Raw genomic sequence first — 11515 nt, forward strand, 5'->3', positions numbered from 1 at the left:
GTTTTGCGATTCCTTACCTCAAAATCTATAAATCTATAGCCATATATATAAAGAAAAAAACAAACAACAATATTAAAAGCAATAGTAACTAAAGGCATAAAAAACTCCTTAAAAAAATTTTAAATACTCAATTTCATAAATTCTAATTTCATTAGTATATTTTTGATAAAATTATAAAATCATTAAAAAAACTAAAAATTAATGATTTTATAATTTTAGATATTCAAGAAAGGAAAAAAATGCCGGCTGATTTAAATGATTATTTCAATAAAAAAAATCAGAACAATAAACAAAACTTAAATTTTAAAACCCCAGATTTTAATTTTAAAGGTTTTGGAAAATTTTCACCTATAATTTATACTATTTTAGCAATTATATTATTAATCGTTATTGCAAAACCTTTTGCTATAGTAAATTCTGGTGAAATGGGGATTAAATCAACAACTGGTAAATATAATCCTAACCCTTTAGAGCCAGGACTTCACTTTTTCTTACCCTTTGTACAAAAAATCACTATTATTGATACTAGAGTAAGACAAATCAATTATGCTTCCATAGAGGGAACTAATGAAAATTTAAATTTAGGCTCTGGTGTTATCAATAAAAATAGTATTTCTGTTTTGGATTCAAGAGGACTTCCAGTTTCAATAGATGTAACCGTTCAATATCGCTTAAACCCTTTACAAGTTCCCCAAACTATTGCTACTTGGAGTTTAAATTGGGAAAATAAAATTATCGATCCTGTTGTGCGTGATGTAGTAAGAAGTGTAGTAGGTAAATACACAGCAGAAGAATTACCTACTAATCGTAATGCTATAGCTACGCAAATTGAAGAGGGTATTAGAAAAACTATAGAAGCACAACCAAACGAACCGGTAGAACTTCGTGCTGTTCAATTAAGAGAAATCATACTTCCTTCTAAAGTCAAAGAACAAATTGAACGCGTTCAAATTGCTAAACAAGAAGCTGAAAGAACAAAATATGAAGTAGAAAGAGCCAATCAAGAGGCTTTAAAAAAAGCAGCTTTAGCTGAAGGTGAGGCTAATGCAACCATTATTAGTGCTAAAGGTAAGGCAATGGCTGTTAAGATTGAAGCAGATGCTCAAGCATATTCAAATAAAGAAATTGCTAATAGTTTAAACAATCCTTTATTAACACTTAAGCAAATAGAAACTCAAAAAGAATTTAATGAAGCTTTAAAAATTAATAAAGATGCTAAAATTTTCTTAACTCCTGGTGGTGCGGTCCCAAATATTTGGGTTGATACAAAAGATGCTAAAAAACAAAGCTCTATTAACAATTAAATACTAAAGCAAAATGCAAAATTTAAGAGAAAATTTACTATTTTATATCAACCACTTTTATTTGGTTGATTATATGTTAATTTTACTTATCTTTTTTCTCTTTATTTGCGTATTGCTTTTATGCTTTTTTTTAAGACATAGGCCAATTACTGCTTTAATTATTATTGCTTTTAATATTGTTGTTTGTTTTTTTCTTTATATATATGGCTATAGATTTATAGATTTTGAGGTAAGGAATCGCAAAACAAATATTATTCAAGAATTAAAAATTCAAAGCTCAAATTCTTTAGTTATTGATTTTGATATCAGTAATAATGCTAAAACTAATTTTAAAATTTGCAAAATTACGGCTAAAATTTATAGAATTGGTGATAAAAATAATCTAATACTTTATTATAAAAACCAATTTATACCTTATAGAATAAAAAGTATGGAGATTAAAGATCTGAAAAAAAATACAACCCAAACTCAAAGAATAACTTTTGAGAATTTTATTGACGAAAACCATACTATAAAATTAGATTCAAAGTGTTTTTAATGCATTTTACTATTTTTCATTTATTGGCTTTTATTATTTTATTTTTATGCTTTATACTTATTTGTATTATCATTTTTTTAAAAGTCAAACAAAAAGAAAGTGCGTTATTGTTTTATACCATAAATACTATTTTTAGTTCTCTTTTAATTTATTCAACCTTCCTTACAATTAATCAATTTACCATCAAAGCAAGTATTGAAAAACTAAGTTATACAAGAGATTTAAGGAATGAAAATTTAATTATCAAAGGAATAGTTAAAAATTTAACCAAATTTGATATAAGAAAATGCTATCTTTATCTTAGTATGGCCGATAGAAAAGAAGCAAATAAAGATATCTTTTATGAAGAAAATCTTAAAAAAGCAAAAATGAAAAGTGATTCAGTATCACATATTATAGAAATTATTGATAAGTTACCAGGAAATACCTATAAAGAATTCTCAGCAACCATTCCTTTTCCTCCGAGTTTTTCTAATCCAGAAATTTATAATACCTTAAAATGTATCTAAGTTTTATAAAATTTAAAACTTAGATTTTTTGATTTATTTTCTACTCTCATAAGCTTTGATAATTTCATCTTTTAGATTATAAATATCTTCTAATTTTTCAATATTTTTCACACTTCCATCAGGAAAACTGACACTTTTTTTAGTTGTATTAAAATACAATCTACATATCCATTTCGTAACCTTACCTTGATATAAAATCCCAAAATAACTCAAAGTATCTTTATAATTTATTTCATCAAGATTTGCATTAATTTGCGCAAGTATTGATTTTACTATATAAAAACCTTGTAATTCTTCTTCAGTAGTTACTATATCTTTACTCTCATCAATTTGCTCTTCATCTTCATCATCATTGATGCTTTGTAAATTATTTTTAATATTCGTAATTTTCTCATATGCTAAATCATTAATAATTTCTTTAAAAGATTTTTTTATATAATTTCTAAATTCATCTAAAACAGCACTAGTCATTCTTCTTTCTGTCATTTGTTTAGCAAAAAAACTTGTAAATTCATCGCTTGGATTTTCTATTTCATTTTTAAATATTTCTTGTATGCCTCTATAATGCTTTTTTTCCATAGCAATGCTTAAAATTTCGTCCAAATTTAAATCTGTGCAAGTAAAGCGTTTTAAATCTTTAATATCCCTAGGTTTTAATTTTTCAAGATTTACTACTAAAAAAGGAGTTTTATCCATTAAATTAGTTTGGTCCATATCGGTAAAAAATCTATACTCAATTCCATTAGTAAGAATAGCAAATTTTATACTAGGACTAGCATTAAAATATCTTACAAGCTGATTATTATGATTATCTAGATTTTCAGTATGATTTTTAGCTTCGATGAGTATAAAAGGTTTTGAATCTTTAAAAATTGCATAATCAACCTTTTCGCCTTTTTTAGTTCCTATATCTGCGGTGTATTCTGGCACTACAACACTAGGATTAAAAACATCATAACCTAAAACTTTTAAAAAAGGCATTATAAAAGTCATCTTAGTAGCTTCTTCAGTATTAACAAGTGCTTTGCGTTCAGCTATTGTCTCAATAATAGCATTAAGTCCATTTTCAAAATCCATTACATATCCTTTATTATATCTTAAAAATTAAAATTATATTAATTAAATATTTAGTCTTTTATTAAAGTATAATTGAAGTTTTAATAAAAATTAAAGCTTATATTTAAGCTTTAATCAAACAGGTAAAACACGTATATTTGGACTTAATTCTTCTTGTAAAATATTTTCTATAGCATAAAGTGTTGATCCACTGCCACTAGAACATCCGCTACAAGCACCAAGATAGCGTATATATACATCAATAGTTCCATTTTCTGATTTTTGTATATCAATTACTTCTAAATCTCCACCATCGCCGTGTAGCATAGGACGAATTTCACTATCTAAAACAGTTTCTACGGCTTTTAATTGTTTTACTACAGTCATATCATTAAAAGCAATATCATCTTTTAAATTTCCTTGAAGTCTTTCTTTTTCCATTTCAGCTCTAGTTTGTGCTAAGATATCAACCAGATAATACTCCCTGCTCTCGTGCCCACCTGGTTTTACACAAGATTTACAAAATGCCCCTGCTTTTGTAAATTGAGTGATCTCCTCAACAGAATGCAAATCATTAAGTTTAATCACTTCTTTAATTGTTCCAAGACTTACTCTAGCACATTCACAAACTATAATTTGATCTTCAAAATCTTCTGGATTTACTCCTTTGTATTTAGCTGCTGCTTGTTTAATAACATCATAAGCCATTACAGAACAATGCATTTTTTGCGGAGGAACAGCTGGAGTTTCTGGATTATCACGCATTGCAAATTCAACGTCTAAATTTGTAATTTTAACAGCTTCATCAACTTTTTTTCCTATACAAAGCTCAGCCATAGTATCACTGCTTGCAATAGCTGTTCCACAACCAAAACTTTTAAATTTAGCATCTATGATGGTATCTGTTTTTTCATCAACAAGCCAATAAAGCCTTACAGCATCACCACAACTTTCTGCTCCAAAATCTGCAACTATCAATTTTGCATTGCGCGCTTTAGCATCTTCTTCACTAAATTCACCCATAAATTTTGGATTGTTCATTCTATCTTGAACTTTTTGAGAATATTCTTCCCAAATAGATCCACCAATTAAGCTATTTTTTCCCATAATATTTCCTTTTATTTATAATTATTTGGATTATAAGCGTATGTAGAAGAAATTGCTCTTAATCTTTGTGTTGCACTTTCAATTTGTTTTGCAACATAATCAATCTCTTCTTCTGTATTAAAACGTGATAAAGAAAGTCTTAAAGCTGTGTGAGCTAGATCATTTTCTGCTCCTATAGCTTCCATTATAGGATTGCTTTCTAATGCTTCACTTGCACAAGCTGATCCTGTGCTAGCTGCAATGCCATTTTTATTAAGATCCCAAAGCATTGCCTCCCCTTCAACTCCTTTAATACTTGCTAAAATTGTATTTGGAACTCTGTGCTCTCTTTTTCCAACTACAGAAGTATCTTTAATGGCTAAAATTTTATCTTCTAATCTATCTCTTAAACGTCTAATATGAGAATTTTCAAAATCTAGCATCATATTTGCAATACGCAAAGCTTCAGCCATAGCAACGATAAAAGCCACATTCAATGTCCCACTTCTACGTCCTCCCATATGTTCACCCCCATGCAATAAAGGAGTTAATTTTAAACCTTTTTTAATAAAAAGTCCTCCAACTCCTTTAGGACCATGGAATTTATGAGCTGAAAATGAGGCAAAGTCAACATTCATTTCTCTTAAATTTACTTTAATTTTTCCTACAGCTTGAGTAGCATCAGTATGAAATAAAGCTCCATATTGATGAGCAAGCTCTGCCATTTCTTTAATAGGAAAAATCATACCTGTTTCATTATTTGCCCACATAACACTTACCAATGCTGTTTTATCACTAATAACATTTTTTAAATCTTCAAGAGTAGAAATTCCCTCATCATTTACTGGAAGCTCTATTACTTTTACTCCTAAAGATTTTAAAAACATAGCAGCACCTATAACTGCTGGATGCTCTACGCCTGAAATAATTACTTCATTACGATCTTTATGCAAAATATAATCAAAATATACACTTTTTAAAACCCAATTAATACTTTCTGTCGCACAAGAAGTTATAACTATATCATCTAAATCGCTTGCATTTAATCCTGCATAAAGTTTATCCATAGCTTCTCTTAAAGCCGGATGAGTTTGAGAACCCCACTGGTGAAGACTATTAGGATTGCCGTACATATCTTTAAAAAAAGGTAGCATAAGCTCATAAGCGCTAGGATCAAGCATGGTAGTTGCATTATTATCTAAATATACTTTCATTTCATTCCTCTAAAATAATTAGGATATTTTTTATCTTATTAATCTTTTAAACTGATAATAGCACAATTTTATAAAATTTAAACTAAATTTTATAAAATTGCTATTCAATAATGTTAAGACATTGCATTAATGTAAGAATATAAAACTTTATTTAAATTTGCTTGTCTTTCCCTGTGTTTTAAAAAATAATTAAAGCTTTGAGTTTTTTCTTGATTAATTAAAGATAAATTTTCATTATTGTTTTGATTTTGATATTCTTGTTTTAAAGTATTAAATTCTTCAATTAAAAAATCTGTATAAATTTTAAAAATAGAGCTAGAATTTGCAAATTCTCTCAAATCCATATCTTTTTGATAGTTTATATATTGCTGAAAAAATACAGAAAGTTTTTCTTTAGAAATTGTATTTTTATCTACACCATTTACATAAAGATAAAGATCAAAACTCATTTTTTTTTCATTATTTTCCTTAATATAATCTTCAATAGACCCATCTCCTTCTAAAATTTTATATAAATTTCTATGGGAATTAAAATCAAGATTTATAGGCTTCATAAAAAAATTTAATTGTTCTTCATTTTTATTTTTTATATCTTGATAAATAAAATTAGCTAAAAGACCGGATTTTGAAACTTCTGAATTTTTATTTAAATATGGTTTAATAATTTCATTAGATGAAGTATTATTGATTGCTTTATCAAAATGAAAATTAATAATTTTATTATCAAGCATTAAGGTGTTTAAATTTTTATTCTTATCTAAAGCTGAATTTAACATCTCTTGATTTTCGTATACACGATTAACTTGTCCTAATAAATTTCCATTATCAGTTGAAAATCCTTGCATAAGTTTAGAAATTTCATCACGACTTAAATTATCATTATTATTTTCTTTAAATTCTGGATTTAAAGCTTTTAAAGAACTATAATAACTATTAAGTATATAGGGTAAATCTATTTGATTATAATTTAAATTTTCATCTTGCTTAACCATTTCTTTGGCTATACTTCTTACACTTTTAATATGAATTTGATAAGATTGTGGAATATGAGAAATTTTATTTAAATCTTCACTAAAAAAACCTTGCTCATTTATCCTAAAACCAAATTCACTTGGATAAGTTGTTTGGGTAAATTTATAATCAAAAGATGAATTTAAATCATTATTTAAATTAGTAATCTGTTCTTCACTATTTAAATTTAATAATGCACTTTTTTCATAATGAGTTAAAGCCAAATTTTGATATGGATTAGCTAAACCTATTAACATAAAAATCTCTTTTCAAAAATATTACTTAGGTTTTATAAGCAAAAGTTGTGCCAAAAAATAATTACTAAAAAGTTTAAATTCAGCGTAAAAAAAGCAAAATTTCATTAGTATTTCAAACACTATTCTTAAATTTTAAAGGAAAAATATGCCAAAAATGAAAAGCGTTAAAAGCGCAGTTAAACGCTTTAAAGTAGGTAAAAATAAAATCAAAAGAGGCTCTGCTTTTAGAAGTCATATTTTGACAAAAAAACCTGCAAAAAGAATGCGTGATCTTAGAACAGCTAAATACGTTCATAGCACAAATGTTAAAGCTGTTGAAAAGATGTTAGGAATTTAAGTTTTTGACAAAAGTCATTTAAGCTCCCCTAAATAGGGAAAGATCCATTTTGGACGCCAATTTGTAAAAAAGGAATAAATATGGCAAGAGTAAAAACAGGTATAGTAAGACGCCGCAGACATAAGAAAATTTTAAAACTAGCAAGAGGCTTTTATAGTGGTCGCCATAAACATTTTAGAAAAGCAAAAGAACAACTAGAAAGAAGTTTAGTTTATGCATATCGTGATAGACGTCGTAAAAAAAGAGATTTTCGTCGTTTATGGATTATACGCATCAATGCTGCTTGTAGATTAAATAATATTAGCTATTCTAAATTTATCAATGGTCTTAAAAAAGCAAATATAGAGCTTGATAGAAAAATTTTAGCTAATTTAGCCATGAATGATGCTAGTGCTTTTGCAAAAATTGTTCAAAACGTTAAAGAACATTTAAAATAATTTTTTAAGAGTCAATTTAATTGACTCTAACTTCTTTTTTAATATTTCTAACTTTACTCAAAAAAATAAATTCATTATTAATCAAATAGTAAATTAAAATTTAGATATAATAAAGACTTAGTGTTCATTTAACCATAATAAAAGGAATAAAAATGCAATCAAGCAATGAAGACATAAATGAAATTTTACTTAAAAGCGTAGAAACTCTTCCTCCTTTGCCTGATACAATTATAAAACTTAATGATTATATAGAAAAATCAGGTGCTAATATAGAGACAAGCAAAGTTGCTGAAATCATTTCTAATGATCCTTTGATAACAGCTAAACTTTTAAAGCTTGCTAATTCTCCTTATTATGGTTTCTCAAGAGAAATTACAACTATTAATCAAGTGATTACTTTATTAGGTATTGCAAATATTAAAAACCTTATCACTGCTGATTCTATTAAAGATAATTTTAAAGTTGATCTTACTCCCTATGGTTTAGATACTTCAGTTTTTTTAAATACTTGTAGAGAAGAAATACTTTTTATTTCAAATTGGCTTAATGAAGAAGATAAACAACTTTCTTATCTACTTGCTCCGTGCGCCTTGCTTTTAAGACTAGGTATGATTGTATTTGCTAATTTTTTAATGCAAAATAACAAGGATAAAGAATTTTTAGAATATCTTAAAAAAACAGGATTTGATGATGTAAAAGAGGCTGAAAATAAATATTTAGGAGTTGATCATATATCATTTTTAGGTTTTTTACTGCATCGTTGGAATTTTGATGAAAGTTTAGTTGAAACTATTTGCTTTATACATACTCCACATTCTGCTTCTGAAAAAATTAAAAAATCATCTTATGCTTTATCGGTTATTGATCATCTTTTTACCCCATATAATGGTGGCTCTTCTTTTAATGTCAAAACTGCTATAGCACTTCTTGAAGAAGCGAATTTGCAAGGAATTTCTTTTGATATACATAATTTTTTATCAAAATTACCTCCTAAAGCAAAAGAAAATTTAAATAAAAATTAAAAGATGATGAAAACTATCATCTTGCCACCAAATGAATTTTTAGATGATTATATCTTAAATGCCGAATTTCATAAACTTGCAAATATCTCAAAAAATGCTTATAAATTTTGGAAAAATATTAGCATTGCTAAATATCAAGGAACAAGAACGATTTTTTTGCATAAAAATTGCATTTTAAAAAAATATAAACATATTATAAAACAATGCAGTAATTTAAATGGATTTGTTCTTGCAAGCTCTTTTTGTTCTTTTACAACTTTAGCTCCTTCTCATTTAGTTAAAAAAAATAATTCTTCTATTTATAAAATTTTAGATATTAAAGAGATTTATGGAGTTAAATTTGTAAATTTAAAAGCATTTTATGATTTTTTGGGACTGGATTATCATCAATTTATCTATATAGAAAAATGCCATTTCTTTAGTCCAGCCCCTTTTGAAAAACGCATTAAAATTACTGATAGTATGTGCGTTGGATATTATTAATCTATTTCATAAAAGTCATCTTTATCCTCATCACTATACTCATAATCATCTTCATCATAATTATAGTTTTTTGGATAATCTTTATATTCTTGCTCTTCTTCTAATTCATCATAATCTACATATTCTTCATCATCGTAAGTCATATTTTCCTCCTTATAAATAATTATATAAAACTTATTTTAGCTTAAATTTTTAATCATTTTGTTATAATTTAATATTTTTATTAAGGTATATTATGAAAATCACCCATCTAGATCAAAACAATCAACCTCAAATGGTTGATGTAAGTGCAAAAGATATCACACAAAGAATTGCTACAGCAAGTGGAATTATTTTTATGAGTAAAGAAGCTTTTAATGCTATAAAACAAAATACAGCTAAAAAAGGGCCTGTTTTACAAACTGCCGTTATAGCAGCAATTATGGGTGCTAAAAAAACAAGCGAACTTATACCAATGTGTCATCCTTTAATGCTTAGTCAAATTCAAACAAATATAATAGAAAATGAAAAAGAATACTCTTTTAAATTATTAGTAAGCATTAAATGTGAAGGAAAAACAGGAGTTGAAATGGAAGCACTTACAGCAGTAAGTATAGGTTTGCTTACTATTTATGATATGGTTAAGGCTATTGATAAAACTATGCGTATTGATAATATTATTTTAGAACATAAACAAGGGGGTAAAAGTGGAGAATATAATAGATCTTAATCAAGAACCTATCATAAATTATCCTACTTATTGGGATTATAAGGTTATTTTTTATGCAGAAACAAAAGCAGAAGAAATTTTTACGGATATTTTAAAGCAAAGAGATTTTAAATTTAAACACACAAACTCAAGTAAAAATGGAAAATATCAAAGTTATTTGCTTTCTGTTTATGTAGATAGCAAAAAAGATCGTCTAAATATTTTTGAAAAATTAAAAAATAAAGCTCAATTTGTTTTATAGAAAGAAAATTTGATTATGAAAAATACTATAATTATTTTTGAAAATTCACTTTTAAATTCCCCTAAAGAAAATGTTAAAAATTTAATCGAAAAATTAGTCTTTAATCTAGTCAAAGAACAAGTAGAAAAAAATAAAAATAATTCTCAGGAAATTCTTAATCAACTTTTGATCGAATTTTTAAATTCACTTAAAAAAATTGATTTATTAAACGATGAAAATGCAACCTTGCTCATAAGAACTCTCATTAAAGCAAGTATTTATGAAGAAGAAAATACTCTTTATAGCTATATCGATAAAATGGCTATTTTTAAGAGAAAAGCTGAAAATCAAAAAAATATATTAAAAAATCAAATTATTAATAATGTTTTAGAATTTGAAAAAACTTTACTGCACTCATCTTATAAAGATAAGCTACTAAGTAATATCAACGATGCAATTTTATTTGATATTGAAATGCTAGGTATTTTAAAAGAAACTGCCGAAAGTGCTTTTTTAACAACACTTGAAAAAGGAGAAGATGTTGAATTAACAAGTAGTGAAATTGCTAAAAATCTTGTATATAATGCTATTTGTGAAACAAATTTTGAAAAGGAAAGAATGCTTAAAATTTCAAGTATAGTGCTAAATACTGCCTTTGAAATAGCAAATGAATCAATAGTTTATGCTAAAGACTTATGCTTAGGAAGCATCAAAGGAACTCAAGAAGGTATTACTTTAAGTATAGAAAAATTTAAAAATTCTTTTGCCTATAAAAATTTTCAAGAAGAGATTTATATAAAAAGTAAAGAATTGATACATATAGAAGATGATTTTATTGAACTTTTAAAAATAGAGAGTAAAAAACAAAATAATCCTTCTAAAAAAATTGTTGAAAATTTATTAGAAAATGAGCTAGATAATTTATTTGCAAAACTTAAACGTTTTGCTTCAGAAAGCAGAGAGCAACTTATTTTTAATCTTAATGAACTTAAAAAAAATCCAAAAATTAATGATTTTAATAAATTCGCCCAAAGAAAATTCTATGAATTTAAACAAGAAATTTTAGAACTTGAAAAAAATAACGAAAAATTCAATGATTTAAATTCTAAAAAAGCAAAAAAACTAGGTATAAGACTTTGGGAAAAAGCAAAAAAAATAATTAGGAAAAGAAATGAAAAAAATTATTAGCATTTTTATAATACTTATCATAGCATACTTTACGCATATTTTTTATGTAGGTAAAATAAATCAAAAAATTTTTAATCTTATTACTCAAAATACAGAGTTTTATAAAATTGAAAATATCAATTTTGATCAAGGTTTTTTTAAGTC

Annotated in this window: 15 protein-coding genes; 10 read left to right on the forward strand and 5 right to left on the reverse strand. The window is 26.1% G+C overall.

All coding sequences use genetic code 11. From position 1 onward, the window contains the following. Positions 1-239 precede the first annotated feature (239 nt). Genes JG677_RS05120 through JG677_RS05130 form a run of 3 tightly spaced genes read left to right on the forward strand, consistent with a single transcriptional unit; the run spans position 240 to position 2351 of the window. Positions 240-1304: a prohibitin family protein gene (locus JG677_RS05120; RefSeq protein ID WP_200169787.1), complete on the forward strand. Its 1065-nt coding sequence runs from the start codon at positions 240-242 to the stop codon at positions 1302-1304. Between the two features lie 13 nt (positions 1305-1317). Continuing rightward, complete coding sequence (locus JG677_RS05125) at positions 1318-1842, forward strand: DUF2393 family protein (RefSeq protein ID WP_200169788.1); 525 nt, start codon at positions 1318-1320, stop codon at positions 1840-1842. Next, positions 1842-2351 (forward strand): DUF2393 family protein, encoded by a 510-nt coding sequence (locus tag JG677_RS05130; protein ID WP_200217596.1) that lies wholly within the window; start codon positions 1842-1844, stop codon positions 2349-2351. The genes JG677_RS05125 and JG677_RS05130 overlap by 1 nt, the downstream gene beginning before the upstream one ends. 33 nt (positions 2352-2384) lie before the next feature. Here the strand turns inward: JG677_RS05130 and JG677_RS05135 are convergent, their stop codons facing one another. The 4 genes from JG677_RS05135 to JG677_RS05150 form a co-directional block, all read right to left on the reverse strand. After that, positions 2385-3428 (reverse strand): type I restriction endonuclease, encoded by a 1044-nt coding sequence (locus JG677_RS05135; protein ID WP_200285514.1) that lies wholly within the window; start codon positions 3426-3428, stop codon positions 2385-2387. 114 nt (positions 3429-3542) lie between these two features. Next, the gene (locus JG677_RS05140) at positions 3543-4514 is read right to left on the reverse strand and encodes an iron-sulfur cluster assembly scaffold protein (RefSeq protein WP_200169790.1); all 972 of its coding nucleotides are present in this window, start codon (positions 4512-4514) and stop codon (positions 3543-3545) included. Positions 4515-4525: 11 nt separating this feature from the next. After that, the gene (locus tag JG677_RS05145; protein WP_200285516.1) at positions 4526-5707 is read right to left on the reverse strand and encodes a NifS family cysteine desulfurase; all 1182 of its coding nucleotides are present in this window, start codon (positions 5705-5707) and stop codon (positions 4526-4528) included. Between the two features lie 113 nt (positions 5708-5820). Beyond that, on the reverse strand, positions 5821-6975 hold the full coding sequence (locus tag JG677_RS05150; RefSeq protein WP_200217594.1) for a hypothetical protein: 1155 nt from the start codon (positions 6973-6975) through the stop codon (positions 5821-5823). Positions 6976-7120: 145 nt separating this feature from the next. On the opposite strand from JG677_RS05150, the gene rpmI reads away from it, so the two are divergent. From rpmI to JG677_RS05170, 4 genes are all read left to right on the forward strand, one after another. Continuing rightward, positions 7121-7312, forward strand: coding sequence for a 50S ribosomal protein L35 (rpmI, locus tag JG677_RS05155; RefSeq protein WP_002777995.1), 192 nt, complete (start codon positions 7121-7123; stop codon positions 7310-7312). A gap of 80 nt (positions 7313-7392) precedes the next feature. Further along, positions 7393-7749: a 50S ribosomal protein L20 gene (rplT, locus tag JG677_RS05160; RefSeq protein WP_200217593.1), complete on the forward strand. Its 357-nt coding sequence runs from the start codon at positions 7393-7395 to the stop codon at positions 7747-7749. 152 nt (positions 7750-7901) lie between these two features. Continuing rightward, positions 7902-8771: an HDOD domain-containing protein gene (locus JG677_RS05165; protein ID WP_200217592.1), complete on the forward strand. Its 870-nt coding sequence runs from the start codon at positions 7902-7904 to the stop codon at positions 8769-8771. A gap of 3 nt (positions 8772-8774) precedes the next feature. After that, a complete protein-coding gene (locus JG677_RS05170; RefSeq protein WP_200169795.1) occupies positions 8775-9254 on the forward strand; it encodes a cysteine permease in 480 nt (159 codons plus the stop codon). Here JG677_RS05170 and JG677_RS05175 read toward each other — a convergent pair. Further along, positions 9251-9397: a highly acidic protein gene (locus JG677_RS05175; RefSeq protein ID WP_200217591.1), complete on the reverse strand. Its 147-nt coding sequence runs from the start codon at positions 9395-9397 to the stop codon at positions 9251-9253. The two genes, JG677_RS05170 and JG677_RS05175, sit on opposite strands and share 4 nt — an antisense overlap. 92 nt (positions 9398-9489) lie before the next feature. Between JG677_RS05175 and moaC the strand changes: the two genes are divergently transcribed. Genes moaC through JG677_RS05190 form a run of 3 tightly spaced genes read left to right on the forward strand, consistent with a single transcriptional unit; the run spans position 9490 to position 11371 of the window. After that, the gene (moaC, locus tag JG677_RS05180) at positions 9490-9963 is read left to right on the forward strand and encodes a cyclic pyranopterin monophosphate synthase MoaC (RefSeq protein WP_200169797.1); all 474 of its coding nucleotides are present in this window, start codon (positions 9490-9492) and stop codon (positions 9961-9963) included. Next, a complete protein-coding gene (locus JG677_RS05185) occupies positions 9941-10204 on the forward strand; it encodes an HP0495 family protein (RefSeq protein ID WP_200169798.1) in 264 nt (87 codons plus the stop codon). Before moaC ends, JG677_RS05185 begins: the two co-directional genes overlap by 23 nt. A gap of 15 nt (positions 10205-10219) precedes the next feature. Continuing rightward, entirely contained in the window at positions 10220-11371 is a 1152-nt protein-coding gene (locus JG677_RS05190) for a hypothetical protein (RefSeq protein ID WP_200169799.1), read from the forward strand. The last annotated feature ends 144 nt before the right edge of the window (positions 11372-11515 follow it).

This window comes from Campylobacter sp. TTU-622, assembly GCF_016598965.1.
Taxonomy (GTDB): Bacteria; Campylobacterota; Campylobacteria; order Campylobacterales; family Campylobacteraceae; genus Campylobacter_D.